This window comes from Marivirga tractuosa, from assembly GCF_042140215.1.
Classification (GTDB): Bacteria; Bacteroidota; Bacteroidia; order Cytophagales; family Cyclobacteriaceae; genus Marivirga; species Marivirga tractuosa_A.
In genome coordinates this window covers 2,649,624-2,670,928 of the sequence record NZ_CP159478.1, presented here as the reverse complement: position 1 = coordinate 2,670,928, position 21,305 = coordinate 2,649,624, and the positions used below count along the sequence as shown (strand labels likewise).

The window sequence follows — 21,305 nt, the reverse complement described above, 5'->3', positions numbered from 1 at the left end:
TTATAAATATATAAATTAAGCATTATTTAAAACCAAAACCAATGAGGCCACTTACTTTAAGTACTGAAAATCAAGTAAATTTTAATGAGAAATCATTCTATTTATTGGGTGATGATAATTTGAACGCCTCAATAGTTAATCAAAAATTATCTCATGAACATTTTGATGATGTGGAAGGCTTATGGGGGACGCTTGGGGCTGGTGATGGGAATACAGACTGGACTGGGAAACTCAAATTTTCAAGAAAAGGGAATAAAAATTCAGAAGGTGCTTTATCTGATGAAATTCGTCATTTAAAAAAACTGCACCCGGAGATAAAAACATCCGGAAAACGTATAATTGAATATTTCATTAATTTTGATGATGTCAATTTTGTAATTCCCGAAACAGCAACTCTAAAAGATTGGGAGCAACTATTACCAAGTATTCGGTTAACTTTATTTTTACAGAAAACAGAAGGAGCCTTAGTCTATTATGAGTGGTATGAAGGTACCTATAGAGCTGGGAAATCATGTGATTTAGAGCATTTATTGGTTGAAAGCACTGAGAACTTCGGTTTTGACAGAGACCGGTTAAATTTTTACTTAAAAGCTTTACCACAACATGCCATTTTGAGTAATTCTGATTCAGTAAATGAAAATACTGAACTACAATTAGACAGATCTAGTAAAAGATATTCACTAGTAATTAAGGTTTTAAAATTTTTCAGAGACCGTCCTGAAGAGTCAGCTGAAGCGAAAATAGAGAAGATGTTGACTGAGGTTATGGGAGATAAAAAGTATTCTTTATTAAAATATAATTCTATAGAAAATGATTTTATAGCATTAGATAAAAATTCTCCAGATATTAATACTTCATATAAAACCTTATTACTACTTCATGGGACATTTTCCAGTACTTCAGGATCCTTTGGTGATTTGCTGGAAATGAAGATTGGGAAATATCCTTTGAAGGCACTAATAGAGGATGGCACATACGAGCAAATAATTGGCTTTGATCACCTCACCATCTTAGATGATGCAAAAGGAAATGCTAATGAGCTAAAAAAATTATTAGCCAATCATAAATTTCCCCAAGATAATCCTGTGGATGTTATTACTACGAGTAGAGGTGGATTATTAGCCAAATACTTATATCAGAATGAAGAATTTCAAAATGAAATATTACCTATTCGAAGATTGGCATGTTGCGCTTGCGCAAATGGTGTGAATTACTTTGATGTAGCGGCTCCTAAAGTGGTGAAATTTCTCAACATTTTAAAGCAAATAAGTCACTATAAATCTTTACCATTTGCAACTATAATCACTGGTTTTCTGGAGTTTTCATCTAATTTTTTCTTGCAATTAAAGGGGTCTCAAATGATGACACCTGGAAATGAGTTTTTAAATCAACTTATTACAGCTAAACCAATTCATTCTGAAACCAAAATTAAAGCAATAGCAGGAGACTGGGATAAGCAGATTTTAGCTGATTATGGTCTTTTAAGAAGATGGTCAGCGGTAGGATTAGATAAATTGATTTGGCTGGTATTCAAAGGAGATAATGATTGGGTAGTGAAAACAGAAAATCAGTTAATAATGCCTGAAGATTTTGCCGTAGAAGCTTACCACATAAAGTCTTTTCATTGTAATTATTTTGATTACCAAAAAACCTTCAATGGAGGCAGCCACCAATTTGCAGACACTTTTAATGAAATCATCAAGTTCTTTAACGATTAAAATAAAACTTTGGGTATAAGCATTTAAGATTTCATTCTCTTTTCTTCATTTAATTGAGAGTTGTTTATATATTTCAAATTCAATGATTGGCAAATAACCATATAATCCTAATAAACAATTATGAAAGAAGCAGAAGCACTTAATTCAGTATCAAAATTCCATAAAACTTTCAATCACCCCATCTTATCAAAACCACAAATACCACCTAAAAACAGAGCTGAATTACGATTGAATTTGTTAAAGGAGGAATTAGAAGAATTACAGGAAGCCGTTGAAAATCAAGATGTAGTGGAAGCTGCTGATGCTTTATGTGATCTACAATATGTGTTGGCAGGTGCCATTTTGGAATTTGGAATGGGAGAGAAGTTTGCTGATTTATTTGCTGAAGTTCAACGCTCCAATATGAGCAAGGTCTGTCGTTCAGAAGAAGAAGCCCAGGCGACAGTAAATCATTTTGCTTCCCAAAGCCAGGATGCCTATTTCGAAAAGAAAGATGATTTCTATTTAGTTTACCGCAAAGCGGATAATAAGACACTTAAGTCTATAAATTACTCAGAAGTGGATTTAGGAAAGATATTGAAGGGGGAATAAGTTGGAAGTTAGAAGTGGGAAGCTCGAATTGTGAGCAATTGACATGATGACTAACTATCGTTATCTACCTGTTTTAAACATTTATCGCCAGCATCTTGCTGGTGATGGCTACTAGTTCCTTTGGAACTGAATATAACTACCCTCTATTAAAACAAGCTCCTGCTTTTCTTTGTTATAGTTTTAAAGTAAAAGACATGACAAAAGAAGACGCAATACAAGCCATTAAGAATATTCCAATAGGAGCTAAAATTCAAGTAATCCAGAAATCAGGAAATATAATGGATGTTAGATTATCCAGTCGTGAAGTGAATAAAACTGAAGAAAAGCGGTATGAAACGGTAACTGTTCCAGAATTACCACCTGCTTTGCTTGTCCATGGGCATATTAGGCAAGGAAATTATAGAATCGAGCTTGAGGATATCGTTCGAATTGCTTGGGTGGAAGACTGAGTAGGATTTATTATAATTAGTCAATGCTGTCCTAAATAATTTAAAATTGCGATAAAAGCCTACTTCTACTGCTGTTTAGTCCAGCTTTATCCATAATCAGGAAAAAGGTCCCCCTGTACGCCTTGATTTTGTACTTTGGGCGGATCCTCAAAGGGTTTGTCCAGCCATTTTTGAAGTTTTATTTTAACAAACACGTTAAGCCTGATAAATGCCACCAAATTAGAAAGGTACCAGTTGTATTTCGCTTGGTGCTTCATTACTTTAAGTAGAAGTATGGTAATAAGGGCAGTCCATATCTGTATCATAACAGCATTTTCAGAAGTACCAATGAAAGTTTTGATATGTAGCAACTGTTTAATATCCCTGAAAAACACCTCTATTTCCCATCTTGACTTGTAGAGGTCACCTATGGTTTGAGCCGCCCATTTAAAATTATTGGTGATGATCTCAATGGTTTGCTGATTTTCATCGTCCCATACTGCCACTCTTCTAAGCTTATCAGGGTATTTTTTCTTTGATTGGTAACCGGTGAGGATTATTTCTTCATCCTTTAAGATATGCTGTGCTGTGTTGTTGGGCAGTTCTCTTTCCTTCACCATTTCAAATTTAAGGTTCCCCTTGTGCCTGATCACGAAGTTTACCCCTTTGCTGTCCCAAATGTTGAGCATGGGGAAATCATTATAATATCTGTCAGCCACGATCACTGAGCCTTTCTCCAGAGGGATATCATAAGCCCCTTTGTTATCGCCCACGCTACCCTCGGTAATATTGACATAAACAGGCAGTTTACCGTCATAATCCAGTAATGTGTGCATTTTTACAGCCCCCTTTTTGGTGCGGAAAGTAGCCCAGTCAAATACTGACAGACATAGACTGATTACAGTGGAGTCCAACAGGTAAACCGGGACTTTTATTTTGAGCTTTGTTCGCTTTACACCTATCTGCTGTCCTAAAGAATTAAGCAAACTGTAATAGAGGTCTTTGAACAAACTAGCATCTCTACGCTTGTTTTGATAACTTATACTTGACTTTGAAGGGGCTTGTTCAACACCTAGATGATTCAGGTTACCTGTTGCCGAACGCATGCCGTTGGATATATCTCTGACCGAAGTAGCCTTGGCAAAATGACAGAACAACATAGAGACTAGATGTGTCCAACTGTTAAATCCTTTATTGGCTTTATCGGTCTGTTTTTCCCTAGCTAAATTATTGAATTTTGAACGGTCAATTTTTTTAATAATCTGTGCAAAAAGTGTAATATTGCTCATGAGGGGTTTTGTGGTTTTTGTGTCAACCCAAAATTAATATTTTGGGATAAAACTTAAACCCCTCTCTTTATTTAGGACGCTATTGATAATTAGTAATTAATAATTAGGAAATTAATAATTGATTATCTTCTTACCATGGAATTTTAATTCGTCAGCTAAAAGCATTCAATTAGGTCAGCACCGAAGGTCAGACAGGTTAAATATCTACACAATATGCTTCCATTTAATCAGAATTAATAAAGCATTTCAGCTAATTTCTACTTGATAACAAATATTTCATGTTTAAGCTGCTTTTGGTCTGACCTTCGGTGCTGACCTATGCATTCCATAAAGTCAGATAACCTAATTGTTTTCTCTTCGCGCTCTTTGTGAAAATCTTTGTGCAACTTAGCGGTTAAATTTTACAGCCTTGGGCTGTTCTATTTTATTAATTTAGCTTCTTCCACCAAAAGTTCATTATCATCTTTCAAACCAGCTTGAATGAAAGCATCAATCGCTTCATTTCTTTCCAATCCTTTTTCCAGCAACACACCCAAAGCAATAGTTACCCCAATTCTAGTCCCTACTTTCTTTTTGGCAGTGCCAAATAATGGTTCTAAATCCTCATAGCTAACATCTTCAGCTAATTTGGCAATATTGGCTCTAGCAGTTTCAAGCTTTGCACCCGATAGATTAGTATATTTCTTACTGATCTTCTGGATTTCATTTATCGGACTTCTGCCTTGTCCTTGTTGTTTCTGCTGTTGGGGTTGCGCTTGTTTTTGCTCCTTGGATTGTGCTTTAGCCCAAGAATCTTTCAGTCCTACAGTTTTATTGAATATTAAATATTCAGCAGTTGCATCTTTATCCAAAGTGAAATAGCCAACTCGCTGAAACTGGAATTTATCTTCCAATTTTGCTTCTTGTAAAAAAGGCTCTAAATAAGCTTCCTTAGTAATTTTTAAAGATTCAGGATTTAAGAATTCCATAAAACTCTTTTCACCATGCGCATCAGGTGCCTCATCTAAAAATAAACGATCATATTCCCTGATCTCTGCTTTGATAGCATGTTGAATGGACACCCAATGCAAAGTACCTTTTACTTTTCGCATGCTCGCTTCCGTACCACTTCCAGATCGAGACTCTAAATCTGCGGTACAGTGGATTTCAGTAATATTACCTTTTTCATCCTTTACAACTGATTCTCCTTTTATGATATAGGCATTTTTTAAACGGACTTCCTTACCAATGGTCAATCTAAAGTACTTACTTCCTGCTTCTTCTTTAAAATCTTCTTTTTCAATGTATAATTCCCTTGAGAAAGGCACTTCATGCGAGCCTGAATTCTCCATTTCAGGATTGTTTTCAGCTTCCAGCATTTCTGTTTTTCCTTCTGGATAATTAGTAATGACCAATTTAACAGGATCAATTACTGCCATGGCTCTGGTAGCTCTTTTATTCAAATCCTCACGAATGGCATATTCCAAAAGGGAAACATCCGTTACACTATCTCTTTTTGAAATACCTGAGATTTCACTGAATTTACGAATGGATTCTGGGGTATAACCTCTTCTTCTTAAGCCAGAGATAGTAGGCATCCGAGGGTCATCCCAGCCTGCAACGGTTTTGGTTTGCACCAATTCCAATAATTTACGCTTACTCATTACGGTATAGCTTAAATTACGTCTGGCAAACTCTCTTTGCTTTGGTCTTAATTTGTTTTCGTCATAAATCTGATCCAAAAACCAATCATATAATTCCCTGTGCGACTTAAACTCCAAGGTACACAAAGAATGAGATACTTGCTCGATGTAATCTGACTGACCATGTGCCCAGTCGTACATCGGATAGATGCACCAATCCGTTCCAGTTCTATGGTGGGCTCTGTTTACAATTCGGTACATCAAAGGATCACGCATCAACATATTAGGGGAGGCCATATCAATTTTGGCTCTTAGCACATAAGAACCAGCAGGATACTCCCCATTTTTCATTTTCTCAAAAATCTCAAGGTTTTCCTCGGTTGGTCGATCTCGGTGTGGACTTGGTTTTCCTGGAGAAGTAGGCGTGCCTTTTTGCTCTGCTATTAATTCAGGTGATTGTCCGTCAACATAAGCTTTTCCGTTTTTGATTAACTCAATTGCCCAATCATATAGTTGCTGAAAGTAATCAGAAGTATAGCATTCTTGAGCCCATTTGAAGCCTAGCCATTCGATATCGTTTTTAATTGAATCAACAAATTCTTGTTCTTCCTTTATTGGGTTAGTATCGTCAAAGCGCAGATTTACAGGAGATTGGTGATCTTCACCTAATCCAAAATTGAGGCAAATAGAAGCTGCATGACCAATATGCAAATAGCCATTTGGCTCTGGTGGAAATCTAAAACGCAAGTCGTCTTTTGATAAACCTGATTTTAAATCCTCCGCTATAATATGCTCTAAAAAATTAAGTGATTCTGATGCTTCCTTCATGAGTTAATATTTGAATTGCAAAATTAGCTGAAAAGCATTCATTTGCAATAGGGGAGTCGGATGTTTTAACCACTGAGTTACAATTAACCACTAAGATTTTCAAAGTTTAAACTCAAAGCTTCACAATGAGGGTTAGCCCATGTCAGACATTCTACTTAACCAGACAATTTTATGATCTCCTTTTTCTGGTCCCAAACAATAAGAATTATTGATAAAGTTAGTCTATGTCGGACATTTTATCGGAACAGTTAAAAAATCAAGGTATTTTGCGATAAACCAATTGATTAATGTCCGACATTTGAAATGTCTGACATAAGCACGGTATATTTTTTTTATGACAGAAAAATACGAGGATACAAAAGACAGCCAAGCTGTTCCGTATTCATCTTTGTAAATCAGTGAAAAATTCTGAGTTTTTTGTGGTTACACTTTCAAATAATTCCTCTGCCACGGCCTTAATAAATGCCCATTTAGGGACTGTATTCATGATTTTAAGATCTTCCAAAAGGTTGGTGTCTTCATTTAGGAACTTCAATAATAGGGATAGTTTATTTTTCGTGTAGAGACTTCCAAACACCTCATGTCCGCTACTTTTTCCAGTATGCAATACATTCATTAGAACCTCATCATAAAAGCGAAACCTTTTGGAACCACTTAATGCAAAATCATCCCTACCAGATTTTAAGGTTTTGATAATCTGCTGAATATGATTATAATTTCTAACAAAAGAATAACCCGTACTAGGTTTAACTGTCCCTGCTAAGGTTCCAATCGGAATAATGCTTTTACTTCTTTTGGCAAAGACTGAATTGGTCATGGGGATTTTATTGTATTCTAATTCAACTATACTGTATTCTTTCAATTCTAGGTTATTATTAATATAATTTTCAAGTGCCGTTTTATATTCTTCTTCCTTCCACAAATCCGCTGAAAAAAGAGTGTATTCAACTAAGGCCTCATTTTCTGATTCAGGAAGAATATAGGCAAAGCTTAAACCTCCTTTCACTTCAGGCACTTGCATATCCATATAAGTGATCTTAGTTGGATTGAATATTGCCTTTTCTGTCTTTATTTTCCAACCATAGAAATGTTGCCATATAAAATGTTTTTTAGGATTGCTTAATGCTTTAATCTCATCAGAATAGAAGTATGATTTGAAAAAATAGGAGCTGTAATGGTAAGTTGATTTTTCTGTTTTTATACTTTTTCTACTTTCATCTTCATACACTATAACATCTTGAATAAAAGTGACTTGAGTATTATTACTTAATTTTTTAATTATGAATTTATAATAGTCAATTCCTTCAATTTTGTAGTATCGATAGGGTTCTAATTTCTGAGAAAGATCAAAACCTTTTCCTTTGACTGTAGCAGTATCCCATGATTGATTTATAGGAAGATTGGCAATCCACATTTCAGGTTTAGACCATAAGCACCAAGTCCTATCGTTTTTATCCTTTTTATCAGCATCAATGATTAATAATTTCTTATCCTCCAAAAGGTTATTTTCAATCATTTGCCAAGCTAAGGTTAAACCAGCCAAACCTGCTCCACCTATAATAAAATCGTATTTCATTAAAATCTAAAAATCAAAAATATCTATCCTATTGAAATCTAAAATTAAGCTTATTGTTAAAAGAAATCACAGGTCTATGGAATTAATTTCTTCTCTATACGTTTTCAGACTGTTAGTTGAATATGGGTAATTCAGTCAAAATGTTGTATATTTGACTATTTAATACAATATTGTTTTAAAATTTATATCAAAACCAATTTTACATCAGTTGAGGAAAAGAACAGTAATAATTGCAATTTTATTAGGGGTAACTGCGATTAGTTTTGCCTTTTATACCACATCAGAAGTAGCCTTCACACGTTCAGTCGATGAAGGAAATCAAGATCAGCTTAATTACATCAATTTTAATGTAGTAAATCCTGCACCTGTTATGGATTCTACTGAATTTAATCTTGAATTTGATAAAAACGTTAATCAATTCATGAAAAGATGGGATATTAAAGGTGCTACAGTGGCTGTAATGAAAGATAATAGGTTGATTTATTCCAAAGGCTATGGTGTAACTAATCTTAATACACAAGAAAAAGTCAACACACAACATTTATTTAGAATTGCTAGTGCCTCAAAACTAATAACAGCCATCACCATTATGAAAATGGTGGATGATGGAATCATAGACTTAGATGAATACATTTTTGGAAGAAAGGGTATTTTATCTCACTACAATGAAATGAAAGATTCTAATCATAAAAAAGTGAAGGTAAAACATCTTTTAAATCATAAAGGTGGATGGAGCTGGAGAGATGGGGATTTTATGTTTCAAGCCGAAAAGATTAAACGAATTATGGAATTGGAAGGTTCGCCTTCTGAGGATGATATTATAGAATTTGTTTTAAAACACAGAAGATTAAGATATAGGCCAGGTACTCAATATGCTTACTCCAACTTTGGCTATATGTTATTAGGCAAAATCATCGAGCAAAAAACAGGTTCTTCTTATGAAAACTATGTTGTAAATAATATTTTAGAACCGAATGGAATTTTTGGCATGAGAATTTCTGGAAATTATGAATGGGAGAGAAGACCATTTGAAGTTCATTATTATAATCACCCAGGTGCTTATCAATTTCAGTCATTTGATGGAAATTATGAATCAGTTGAAAAGCCCTATGGAGGTAGTGATATTAAGACATTAGGAGCAGCAGGAGGTTGGATTGCCAATGCCTCTCAACTTGCAAAATTAGTTGCGTTAATTGATCCCAATAATCCATATCAACTATTATCAAAAGAAAGTCGAGAATTAATGGTAAGCGGAAAGAGTTATCGAGATGCTTATGGATGGAAGGGGGTAAAAGGTGAAAATTATTGGAGAACAGGAACATTAGCAGGTTCAGCATGTTTTATACAAAGAAAAGAAGACGGCTATACATATGCTGTAATATTGAATTCTAGCGTGTGGATGGGGCATAGGTTTAATAACTACATAAAATGGATGATGGACGAAGCTATATTGGAGTTAGATAATCACCAAAGAAATTTATTTTATCAAAATCATCATTCTTCCAGTATATTACCGCTCGCAATTTGACCGTTTATCAAATTCATTAAAATAAAATTAAAATATTCCGTTCATTGTTTTGGACTACAATAATACGACCATGAAGAAATTATTTTTAATCATATACCTATTCCTGTTTAGTTTAACAGGTTTTACTCAAAACGAAAAACTTGCAAAGTTAAGCCCTACGCAAGATCAATCGATGGAGGCTCGATTGGTTGCAGGTCTTTTAACGCAATATCATTATAAAAAAACACCAATAGATGATGAGCTTTCGATCATAATTTTTGATGAATATTTATCTTCATTAGATGTAAATAAGCATTATTTCTTAAAAGAGGATATTGAAGGTTTTCAAAAATATAGAGAACGTTTGGATGATCATATCAAATTAGGATATCTTCTTCCACCTTATGAAGTATTTAATGTTTTCCGCGAAAGATTTAGTGATAGAATGGATTTCATTGAAAATGAATTGTCTTTTGATTTTGATTACAATAAAGAGGAATTTTTGACCATTGATCCTGATTCCTTAGATTATGTAACATCAGAAGAAGAGCTTGATGACAGATGGAGAAAACTAATTAAAAGTCAGGCATTAGATTTTAAATTAGATGATAAAGCAGACACCACTATTGAAAGATTAATTAAGGAAAGATATAGTCGGTTGAAACAAACTATAGGTGAATATGAAAGCAGGGATGTTTTCCAGCTTTATATGAATACATTTGCCGAAAGTTTTGATCCTCATAGCAGTTATTTTTCTCCTATCACTTCCGAAAATTTTAAAATAAGGATGAGTCAATCCTTAGAAGGGATTGGCGCCACACTTACATCCGATGGAAGCTACACCAGAGTTGCTTCAGTTGTGCCTGGAGGCCCTGCTTTTGAAAGTAAAATGATTAATACTGATGATAGAATTCTGGCTGTTGCCCAAGGTGAAAATGGAGAGTTTGTAGACATAACAGGTTGGAGACTGGATGATGTAGTTCAAAAGATTAGAGGCCCTAAAGGAACCACCGTAAGATTAAAAATCATAGAAGCTGGAACTCCCATATCAACTGGTATCCCAGTGGAAATTACTATAGTTAGGGATAAAATAAAGTTGGATAATCAGGTTCCTTATGCTGAAGTTAAAGAAGTTTATAGAGATGGAAATCAGTATAAAATAGGAATTATTACTATCCCTTCCTTTTACTTAAATTTTGAGGCAATGAGGGCTGGGGAAGAGGATTATGGAAGTACAACCAGAGATGTAAAAGCAATTTTAGATACCATTAAAAGTCAGGTAGATGGTATTGTTGTGGACTTACGATCAAATGGTGGTGGCTCCTTACAAGAAGCTATAGAGCTTAGCGGTCTTTTTATTGAGGATGGCCCAATTGTTCAGATAAGAGATTCGGATGGAAGCATTGAATTAGGTGAGGATGAGGATAAAAATATCTATTATGACGGCCTTTTTACTATTTTAACAAACCGCTTTAGTGCATCGGCATCCGAAATTTTCTCAGGTGCCATACAAGATTATAAAAGGGGAGTTGTTATTGGAGAAAATACCTTCGGTAAAGGAACAGTTCAAAACTTAATTTCTTTAAATCAATTTGTACCTAAGGTTGAAGATACCTTAGGGCAAGTTAAATTAACTTTAGCTAAATATTATAGGGTAAATGGCAGTAGTACCCAGCATAGAGGTGTAAGACCTGATATCAAAATGCCTTCACCCTATACGGCCAAAACTTTTGGCGAAAGCTCTTATGAACGTGCTTTAGAATGGGATCAAATAGAAAGCTCGGACTTTGAACCAAGCAATTATATTGATGAGGATGTTATAGCTGCTTTAAATGAAAAGCATGAAAAGAGATTGAAAGAAGAGCAATATCTCAGAAATTTTAAAAATGATGTGGATGAAGCTATAAATCAACAAAGTTTGTCCAAGGTGAGCTTAAATATAGAGACACGAAAAGCTGAAAATGAAAAAGCGATGGAAAGAAGAAATGCAGCTAATGAATTAAAAGATAAAATTTCTGCTGATCCAGAGCTCATCAATAAAATCAATACCGATGGCGAGATTAAAGATCCTTATCTAAGAGAAGGGATTGTAGTCTTAGCTGATTTGATTGCGATGGGAATCGGATAATAAGTATTAAGTTATAGGTTTTAAGTTAAAACCTATAACTTATTACATACAATTATCAAAAAAGTGACTGCAAAATAGCATTCAGCACTGAAAGAATAATACTAAAGAAAAAGGCCCACCAAAAGCTTTTTACTGCAAAACCTTTCAATAGTTTATCTACCAACATTATCATTAATGCATTGATCACCAATAGGAATAAACCTAAGGTAATGATGGTGATGGGAATAGTCAGAAATACCAAAATTGGTTTTACTATGGCATTAATAATTCCCAAAACAATAGCTACAAGAATAGCTTGACCATAGCTTTCTACCTTTACTCCAGACAATACTTTAGCACTTATAAAAACTGCTGCTGCTGACAGCAATAATCGAATAATAAATTCTGTTAAATCCATAATTTAGTTTTTGCTTGTTGTTTCAATATAGTTTAAATCATGAAGATATTCCAACTAAAACTGAGGTATAGAGAATATGAATTCAGATTTATAGCATGCTATTAAGTATAAGTCACTGAATATAAAGATTATAATTCTAGACTATGAATTAGATGTTTAACAAAAAATAATCTTGAAACCTGCGTAAAAAAATAATAGCTCATAAATAATTCTTTTATAGAAAAATACGTTTACAGTTGAATTGGTAAGTCTTGAATTGTTAGAATTCTTTTTGAGCTCAATTTGTAAAACAAATCTAAGTAAGATTAGGTGATTGAGTACATTTTACAAGCAAATATCAGAGATCTAAATAAAATGATATGAAAAAAATAACCTTCAGCATATTTTTGTTAGCCTTTCTACTTGGGCTTATAGCTTGCAAAGATGATACTATTTCACCTTTACAAAAAATTGAGGTAAAAGTTGAGGAAGCATTCATTATTGATCTGTCCTACCCAACTTAGCTTTGTAAACTTTGAAGAAGAAAATCTAAAAATTGAAGTAAGAAATTTCTCAGAGCATCTTGTAAAAGGCCTGGTTTCAGCAAGAACCTATGTAGATGTAGCCATAATAGATGATAAAAGAACTAACTACAAGATAGAAGCAGGTTATGAAGACAGCTGTCATGGACAGAGTACAGGAGGTCTTTGTAATGAAATTAGATTTGAAATGAAGGATCAACGCTTCATTTTAAAATTTAAAGAAGTGTATTGGAGCGAAGTAAAGGAAAATGGAGAAGGGATGGAATTTATTGAAGTAGAAAGTGCCCAGCTAATAGTTGAAAGAGAATAATTCACTTAAAATACAACCTAAATCTAAAAGACAGAATAGTAGTAAATTCATTATAAAGATAAAGGAGACTGGCTCAGAAGTCTCCTTAAGAAAGCTCAAAGCTTTTTTTAGCTACTAGTTCATAATAATGCTGATTGTGTTCTAGTAAATTTTATCCTAAAAAATGGGTTGAATAATTTTAGATGATAGTCATCAATTATTTTAGGCAATATTTCTTCCATTATAATTTACCTTTCATTATCTCCAATAAAAAAAATCATTTAACTTTCCGGTTTAAATCCAAAAGTAGATATGAGAAAATTTTTATTCCCCATTGCCATTCTTGTTTTGTTATTTACAGCATGCGAAAAAAAAGAAGAGAAAAATGAAGCACTTTCTGATTTAGGCCCTTATGCTGAATATATCCATAGTATTTCATCCGGTATCATTTCCAAAACTGATCCTTTTGTGATTGAATTAAAATCAGAAGTGGAAGGCATAAAAGCGGGTGATGAGTTATCTTCTTCCTATTATGACATTTCGCCTTCTGTTGATGCTAAAGCAATTTGGACTAGTCCTTCAAGCATTGTTATTACACCTGAAAAACATCTTGAGAGCAATAAAGAATATACTATTTCGCTTGAATTAGCTGAGCTCATAAGCGTTCCTGAAGAGCTTGCTAACTTTAGTTTTAATGTAAAAACCATCCCTTTAAGTTATGCAGTTGAACTTCATCATTTAAGCAATACAGACGAAAATGACTTCTCGAAAGTAGCTTTAAAGGGGTCTTTGAACGCATCGGATTGGATTGATAAAGAGAAAGTAAATGAGGTGGTAAAAGCTAATTTTAATGGTAAAGACCTGGATATTAGCTGGACGCATGGTGCAAATTCAAAAGAACATGAATTTACGATTGACAATATTATCAGAGTAAAAGAGGATAAAGATTTGGTAATTGAATGGGATGGAACGCCTATTGGGATAAAAGAGAGTGGAAGTACAAACTACCAAATCCCTTCTGTGGACAGCTTCAAAATTATGAGTGCCAATGTGAAAAGGGACGGAGAGGCTTATATCTCTTTAGTTTTTTCGGATCCAATTCTCAATAATCAGGATTTTAACACTTATGTAGAGGTCAAACGGTTTGATCTCAGCTTCACAGTCGATAATAATGAGCTCAAGATTTTTGGTAAAAATGGCTCGCTTCATGGTGAATTAGATATAACGGTCCATAAAAACCTAAAAAACTCTAAAGGTTTAGGGCTCGACAATGAAAGCCAATATTCTCTTCAGGTTTCTACCTTTAAGCCACAAGTCAAACTAATGGCTGGTCAGGGAAATATTTTGCCCAGCACTAATGAATTAGTATTACCAATCAGGGTAGTGGGCCTAAAGGCTATAGAAGTTGAAGTTGTCAAGATTTTCCCAAACAATATGGGGCAATATTTTCAGGATAATGATCTTGGTGGCACTTATAGATTGAGAAGGGTAGGCCGCCCGGTAGTGAGAAAAATCATCCCATTAGTTAAAGCGGGAATCACGGATTATTATGAATGGTCTAAAATTTCATTGGATTTAAAAGAATTGTTTGAAGCTGAAAAAGGTGCTTTCTATCAAGTCAATATCGATTTCACAAAAGATATGGCTGTCTATAATTGCGATGGCATGTCTGATGAGGCCGACATAGAGGAATTTACATACGATCCTAAAACGGTGGATTGGGATGATAATAGAAACCGCTATTATGGTGATTATGATTGGAATGAAAGAGATAATCCTTGCCATGATATGTATTACAGAAGCAACACTTCTGAATCTAAAATACTTTTTGCTTCTGATATAGGATTAACCGCCAAAAAAGCCGAGAACAATAAACTGCATATTCTAAGTACAAATATTCCATCAACGGATGCTTTAGAAAATGTCAACTTAAAGCTTTATGACTATCAAAATCAGCTGATTAGTGAAGGTAAAACTGATGCCCAGGGTATGGCGGAATTAACACTTCACCGTCAGCCATTTTTATTGGTGGCGGAAAAAGAGAAGGAATTTGCCTATCTGAAATTAGAGGATGGGAATGCCTTATCATTAAGTAATTTTGATGTAAGCGGTGCCACTGCAAAAGAAGGCCTAAAGGGTTTCATTTACGGAGAAAGAGGGGTTTGGAGACCGGGAGACACCTTAAATCTAAGCTTTATTTTAGAGGATACATATCAGCGTGTTCCTGAAGGTCAAAAGGTAGTCTTGGATTTATTCAATCCGCAAGGACAGCTTTATAAGAGCTATCTACCTTATAAAAAAGAAGGCCCTATTTACAGCTTTAGACCTTCTACTTCTTCCGAATCTCCAACCGGAAATTGGTTTTGTAAAGTTCGTGCTGGAAGTGCCGAGTTTACCAAGAACATTAAAATAGAGACCATTAAGCCTAATCGATTGAAAATTGATGTGGACTTTGGAAAGGAGATCTTAAAGCAATCTGAAGGAAATTATGCCAATCTATCGGTTAGATGGATGCATGGAGCTGTTGCCAGAAATCTAAAAACTGACTTTGATATATTTACCAAAGCCACTAAAACCTCCTTTAAGGATTTCTATGGTTATAATTTTGATGATCCTGGAAAGGAGTTTTATACGGATAGCAAGAAGATATTTGAAAGCCGAATTAATGAAAAAGGAGAGGCTAGCTTTCCTATTAAGGTGGAAAATAAATCCGAAGCTCCTGGAATGTTAAGATTGGTGCTTAACGGAAAAGTATTTGAAGAAGGAGGGGACTTTAGTATTCACACTAGCAGTGTTTTATATTCTCCCTATAAAAGTTATGTAGGGATCAATGTTCCATCTGTAGAGGAAAATACTGCAAAACCTGTACTTTATACGGGCAAAAATAATACGATTCAGCTGGTAAATGTGGATGAAGAAGGGAATAAAACTAAAAATAAGTCCGTAACGGTTGAGCTTTACAAATTAGAATGGAGATGGTGGTGGGATTACGGAGATGATAATATCAGCAATTATGTAAGTAGCCGATATAATAATCCTAAAAAAACCTATACCGTTAATTTGGAAAATGGGCAAAAGGATTGGAATCTTAATATCGACAATGATGATTGGGGTCGTTATTTCATTAGGATTAAGGATAATAGTTCCGGACACAGCACTGGTGAGGTAGTTTATTTCAGAAGATCGGATTGGTATGGCACCATGGCCAAAGAAATGGGCGGTGCCAATGTTTTAAATTTCTCACTGAGCAAGGAAGAAGCACAAGTGGGTGAAGAAGTTGCTGTAAAAATCCCTTCAAGTGGCGTAGGTCATGCCTATGTTACGGTGGAAACGGGAAAAGCATTAATTCAGAAAGAATATATCTCTTTGGAAGACCAAGAGACGATCTATAAGTTCACTTTGAGTGAAGAAATGGCGCCTAATATTTATGTGCATGTTTCCTTAATTCAACCACACGGAAATCAATACAATGACCTTCCACTAAGAATGTATGGCGTGAGAAATGTGATGGTCGAAAACAAGGCTACTTTATTAGAGCCTGAAGTTCAAGCTCCGAAGAATGCACAGCCCAAAGAGATCGTCCAATTAACCGTGAATGAGAAAAACGGTAAACCTATGGCTTATACCATCGCATTGGTGGATGAAGGTCTGCTTGGTTTAACCAATTATAAAACGCCTCAGCCATGGGATCACTTTTACGCTCGGGAAGCATTGGGTGTAAGAACATACGATATGTTCGAAGACGTATTGGGCTCCTTTGCTGGGAAATACGGTCGATTATTGGCTGTTGGGGGTGATGAGATGGGACCTATGGAGGAAAAAAGCGAAAGCAGATTTAAACCTGTGGTAGAATACTTAGGGCCTTTTTACCTGGATAAAGGAGATAAAAGAACTCATACCGTTACGATTCCTCAATATATTGGAGAACTGAGAATGATGTTGGTAGCAGCTGATAAATCAGGTACTTATGGGTCATCTGAAAAATCCATCAGCATAAACCAACCTTTGATGATGTTGGCTACTTTACCGAGAGTCATGGGACCGGGCGAAACCACCAAGATGCCGATTACCCTATTTGCCAATGATCCATCCATTAAAACGGCTAATGTAAAGGTGTCATCGACTGGAAAACTGAAAAGCAGTAAAGAAATGCAGGTGAAGTTAAATCCTGATAGCGAAACCATTGTATATGTGGATGTAGAAGCAGAAAAAGCCTTAGGAAGTGGCAAAGTGCACATTACGGCTACCTCGGGTAAAAATAAAGCGGTTTATGATGTTAATATGGACGTCAGGCCATCCAATCCAAGAATGATTTCGGTGAAGGATAAGCTTTTGGAAGATCAGGAGACATGGACAGCAGATTACCAGCCTTTAGGAATGCTGGGCACTAATGAAAGTGTTCTAGAACTCTCTACATTGCCACCATTAAACTTAGATCAGCGTACGTCTTATCTGATTCGTTATCCGCATGGTTGCATAGAGCAAACGACTTCGTCCGTATTTGCGCAGCTGTATTTATCTGATTTAATCAGTCTGGAAGAGGAAAAGAAATATGAGATTCAACGGAATATTGAAGCAGCCATTGAGCGCCTACGAAATTTCCAGTTGCCTTCGGGTGGATTTTCCTATTGGCCAGGGATGCAAACGGCTAACGAATGGGGAACCAGTTATGCGGGTCACTTTTTAGTGGAAGCACAAAGTAGGGGATATGCGGTACCAAAAGATATGCTGCGAAATTTCCAAAAATTCCAAAGCGAAATGGCCAACAACTGGAATTCCAGCACGCGATATCGATCAGATTTATACCAGGCTTATCGATTATATACTCTAGCTCTTGCAGGAGAACCCGATATGGCACCTATGAATCGTATGCGGGAAAACACTGGAATTTCGGAAATGAGCAAGTGGTTATTAGCGAATGCCTATGCGCAATCTTCTTATCAGGATGTAGGAGAGGAGATGATCACGAATTTGACCAAAGAGGTAAAAGACTACAGAGAATTAAGCGGTACTTTTGGTTCATCCACTCGTGATGAAGCCATCATTTTGGAGACTTTAGTGAAGCTCGGAAGAAAAAAAGATGCCTTTGAAATGCTCCAAAGAATAGCAGAAAAGTTGGGAGATTCGGACTATTGGATGAGCACCCAAACCACTGCTTATTGTCTGATTGCTGTAGCTGAATATACCAAAGGTTTCCCTGCATCTGCTAATTTGAATGCAAGCATAAAATTAGGAGAACAAGAGATTAATATCAATGAAATGGGTTATTTTACTCAGGTTAACCTATTAGATGCCGATAAAAGCATGAAAATTGAGGCTAAGAACAAAAGCGGTGCTCCGCTTTATGCCCGTCTGATCCGACAAGGAATTCCATTGGAAGGAGGAGAAAAAAGCGATGCCAAAAACATGTCCATGTACGTGAAATATTATGATAATGATGGCGCAGAATTAAACATCAATAAAATCAAACAAGGTACTGATTTTAAAGCCATAGTCACGGTAAAAAATCCAGGTACAAAAGGGGAGTTGAAAGAGCTGGCATTGACTCAGATATTCCCTTCAGGATGGGAAATCCTCAACACCCGATTGAATGACACAGGAGCTGGCAATCAGGACAAAGCAAAGTATAAAGATATCCGTGATGACAGGGTATTGACGTATTTTGATTTGAAAGCCGGGGAACAGAAATCTTTTACGGTTTTACTGAATGCATCCTACAAAGGAAGGTACTATTTACCATCCGTTCAGGCTGAGGCCATGTATGACAATAGCATTTATGCGAATTTAGAAGGTAAATGGGTTGAAGTGGTGGATTAATACTTGCATTTCGGCAAAGCCGAATAGGTTAATCTCGCGGAGGCGCTAACCTGCCTGTCGGCAAACAGGGACGCAACGACCTCGCAACGTAAAAAAAGGAATACGAAGGTTAGCATCTAAGTAATAATATTATATTTTTCCTTTGCGAAAACTTTGCGCCTTAGCGTCTCCCGACTTTCAGTGCGGGACAGGTTAGGCGAGATTTTTTTTGCGTCAAAGACGCTTTTGGATAAATAATTTTGAGAAATATATTAACCACCATATCCTCCCATAAAATCAAATTCTCTTTCGGGATTTTGATCATTGCTTTATTGGTTTTTTTAAGCTGGCCTATTTCCACGCCTGTATTTGATAAAAGCTATTCCACCGTACTATTCGATAAAAAGGATGAGCTTTTAGGTGTTAAGCTGGCTGAAGATGAAATCTGGCGGTTTCCGGTCACCGACAGCATTCCAAAACGATTTGAAACAGCGCTTTTGACTTATGAGGATGCCTACTTTTACCAACATCCGGGTATCAATCCGGTAGCTATTTTTAAGGCGCTAATTGAAAATATTCAACAAGGAAGAGTAGTACGAGGGGGCAGTACTTTAAGTATGCAACTAGCCCGAATGGCAGACGGCAACCAAGCCCGGACCATCCCACAAAAAATAAAGGAAATCGGCATGGCTTTGCGCTATGAGTGGCACTTATCCAAAGAAGAAATTCTAAATTTGTATGTGAGCCATGCACCATTTGGAAGCAATATTGAAGGATTATCGGCTGCTTCATGGCGTTATTTTGAAAGGGAATCTTCTGAGTTATCTTGGGGAGAGGCCGCTACTTTAGCTGTTTTGCCCAATCAGCCTTCTATGATTTACCCAGGGCGAAATACCCAATCGCTGGAAAGGAAACGCAACCAATTATTGGCAAAATTAATGCAAGAAGGTTATTTCGATAGTACCACATTCAGACTGGCTAAATCTGAAAAAATCCCGCAAGGACAATATATTTTCCCAAAGGAAACGCAACATCTCTTGCATGAGCTGCAAACAAAAAATGCAGGCAAAATCATGAAGAGTACGCTGGATCGGCATTTACAGGAAAGAATCAGCGAAATGGCCGATGCCTATAGCCAAAACCTGAAAACCAATGAAATCCATAATGCGGCTGTACTGGTGATGGACTGGAGGACGGAGGAAGTTGTCGCTTATGTGGGCAATGTGGCTACTGGAGATGATCATCAACAAGATGTGGACATTATTCAGGCCAGAAGAAGTCCTGGGAGCTTGCTAAAGCCTTTTCTTTATGCGCATGCGGTTGATAAAGGCATTATTTCCCCTCAGCAAATGCTGCCGGATATTCCTTTATTCTACGAAGGATTCAGCCCTAAAAACTTTGACCACAATTACTATGGAGCCGTAAAAGCCGACCAGGCCTTAGCCAGATCACTTAACATTCCTTTTGTTACTTTACTGAAAGACTATGGTTATGAAGCCTTTTACCATGAACTGAAAAAAATGGGCTTTTACAGTATGAATCAACCGCCTTTGCATTATGGACTTAGCATGATATTGGGCGGAGCCGATATTAGTTTATGGGAAATTGCTTCCATGTATGTAAAACTGGCCCGCAGCATCAATTCCCATCAAAAAAGCAAAGCGGAAATATCGCTATTGAAATCAGATAAAAGCGAAAAGGCGAAACATCCTGTTAGTGCGGGTGCGGCATGGCTGACTTTAAAAGCTATGAAAGACCTAGCAAGGCCGGGAGAGGAGACAGGCTGGGAACAATTTGGATCAGCGCAGAATATTGCTTGGAAAACAGGCACCAGTTTTGGATTTAGAGATGCTTGGGCGGTAGGTATTAATCAGCAATATACCGTGGCAGTTTGGACAGGAAATGCAGACGGGGAGGGCAGACCGGGCTTAATAGGCGCTAGAACAGCCGCTCCTTTGCTTTTTCAGATTTTAAAACTGCTAAATGGAGGTGATGAAGACTTTCAAATGCCAGTAAGGGAGATGAAAACAAGGGATTTTTGTGTGGAAACAGGCTATTTAGCTGGTGAGAATTGTAATAGACAATCCAAATATTATGTTAACATGCCACCGAAAATGTTGGAGATCTGCCCGTTTCATCAGCAAATTTTTGTCACTAATGATGGTGAGAAAAGAGTAAACAGCAATTGCTATCCAGTTAGCAAAATGAAATCGGAGAATTATTTGTTATTGCCACCGGCACAAGCACGCTATTATAAAAAATATAATGCAGATTTTAAGGAAGCACCGGAATGGCTATCAGCTTGTTTACAGAACCGTGAGAATCCTATTCAAATGGTGTATCCAAGGCATAGCACCAGTATTTTAATACCCATGGAGCTGGAAGGTAAGATAGGAAGTGCTGTATTTGAAGCTGCGCATCAAAACTCAGAAGCCACGGTTTTTTGGTATTTGGATGATCAATACCTGGGCAAGACCAAGGGCACGCACCAAATGGAAATCAACAGCAATCGTGAAGGCAAACACAAGCTCTACTTGGCCGACAGCGAAGGAGAGTATCTGAGTTTTACATTTGAGGTAGTGGCTAATGGAGCTTCTTAAAACCAAATAAGGCTA

The 21,305-nt window shown here is 36.3% G+C and carries 12 protein-coding genes; 8 read left to right on the top strand and 4 right to left on the bottom strand.

Annotated elements, in window-relative coordinates; all coding sequences use genetic code 11:
- Positions 1–41 precede the first annotated feature (41 nt).
- The 3 genes from ABWH96_RS12005 to ABWH96_RS11995 all read left to right on the top strand — a co-directional run bounded on the left by ABWH96_RS12005 (position 42) and on the right by ABWH96_RS11995 (position 2,758).
- Positions 42–1,718, top strand: a complete 1,677-nt coding sequence (locus tag ABWH96_RS12005) for a hypothetical protein (protein WP_375577772.1) — start codon at positions 42–44, stop codon at positions 1,716–1,718.
- Positions 1,719–1,838: 120 nt separating this feature from the next.
- On the top strand, positions 1,839–2,309 hold the full coding sequence (locus tag ABWH96_RS12000; protein ID WP_375577771.1) for a hypothetical protein: 471 nt from the start codon (positions 1,839–1,841) through the stop codon (positions 2,307–2,309).
- A gap of 194 nt (positions 2,310–2,503) precedes the next feature.
- A complete protein-coding gene (locus ABWH96_RS11995) occupies positions 2,504–2,758 on the top strand; it encodes a hypothetical protein (RefSeq protein WP_375577770.1) in 255 nt (84 codons plus the stop codon).
- An 86-nt stretch (positions 2,759–2,844) separates the two neighbouring features.
- Here ABWH96_RS11995 and ABWH96_RS11990 read toward each other — a convergent pair whose 3' ends face one another.
- From ABWH96_RS11990 to ABWH96_RS11980, 3 genes are all read right to left on the bottom strand, one after another.
- Entirely contained in the window at positions 2,845–4,026 is a 1,182-nt protein-coding gene (locus ABWH96_RS11990; RefSeq protein WP_375577640.1) for an IS4 family transposase, read from the bottom strand.
- Positions 4,027–4,445: 419 nt separating this feature from the next.
- Positions 4,446–6,476 (bottom strand): glutamine--tRNA ligase/YqeY domain fusion protein, encoded by a 2,031-nt coding sequence (locus ABWH96_RS11985; protein ID WP_375577769.1) that lies wholly within the window; start codon positions 6,474–6,476, stop codon positions 4,446–4,448.
- Between the two features lie 382 nt (positions 6,477–6,858).
- The gene (locus tag ABWH96_RS11980; protein ID WP_375577768.1) at positions 6,859–8,052 is read right to left on the bottom strand and encodes a lycopene cyclase family protein; all 1,194 of its coding nucleotides are present in this window, start codon (positions 8,050–8,052) and stop codon (positions 6,859–6,861) included.
- Positions 8,053–8,260: 208 nt separating this feature from the next.
- On the opposite strand from ABWH96_RS11980, the gene ABWH96_RS11975 reads away from it, so the two are divergent.
- Both ABWH96_RS11975 and ABWH96_RS11970 read left to right on the top strand, forming a co-directional pair.
- On the top strand, positions 8,261–9,580 hold the full coding sequence (locus tag ABWH96_RS11975; RefSeq protein WP_375577767.1) for a serine hydrolase domain-containing protein: 1,320 nt from the start codon (positions 8,261–8,263) through the stop codon (positions 9,578–9,580).
- Positions 9,581–9,650: 70 nt separating this feature from the next.
- The gene (locus ABWH96_RS11970; RefSeq protein WP_375577766.1) at positions 9,651–11,687 is read left to right on the top strand and encodes a carboxy terminal-processing peptidase; all 2,037 of its coding nucleotides are present in this window, start codon (positions 9,651–9,653) and stop codon (positions 11,685–11,687) included.
- Positions 11,688–11,742: 55 nt separating this feature from the next.
- Here ABWH96_RS11970 and ABWH96_RS11965 read toward each other — a convergent pair whose 3' ends face one another.
- Positions 11,743–12,084: a phage holin family protein gene (locus tag ABWH96_RS11965; RefSeq protein WP_375577765.1), complete on the bottom strand. Its 342-nt coding sequence runs from the start codon at positions 12,082–12,084 to the stop codon at positions 11,743–11,745.
- Between the two features lie 462 nt (positions 12,085–12,546).
- Here ABWH96_RS11965 and ABWH96_RS11960 point away from each other — a divergent pair, with 462 nt between their 5' ends.
- The 3 genes from ABWH96_RS11960 to pbpC all read left to right on the top strand — a co-directional run bounded on the left by ABWH96_RS11960 (position 12,547) and on the right by pbpC (position 21,290).
- Positions 12,547–12,915 carry a hypothetical protein gene (locus tag ABWH96_RS11960; protein WP_375577764.1) on the top strand — a complete coding sequence of 123 codons (369 nt, stop codon included), beginning with the start codon at positions 12,547–12,549 and terminating at the stop codon, positions 12,913–12,915.
- Positions 12,916–13,206: 291 nt separating this feature from the next.
- Positions 13,207–18,711, top strand: coding sequence for an alpha-2-macroglobulin (locus tag ABWH96_RS11955; protein ID WP_375577763.1), 5,505 nt, complete (start codon positions 13,207–13,209; stop codon positions 18,709–18,711).
- 239 nt (positions 18,712–18,950) lie between these two features.
- Positions 18,951–21,290, top strand: a complete 2,340-nt coding sequence (gene pbpC / locus ABWH96_RS11950; protein ID WP_375577762.1) for a penicillin-binding protein 1C — start codon at positions 18,951–18,953, stop codon at positions 21,288–21,290.
- The last annotated feature ends 15 nt before the right edge of the window (positions 21,291–21,305 follow it).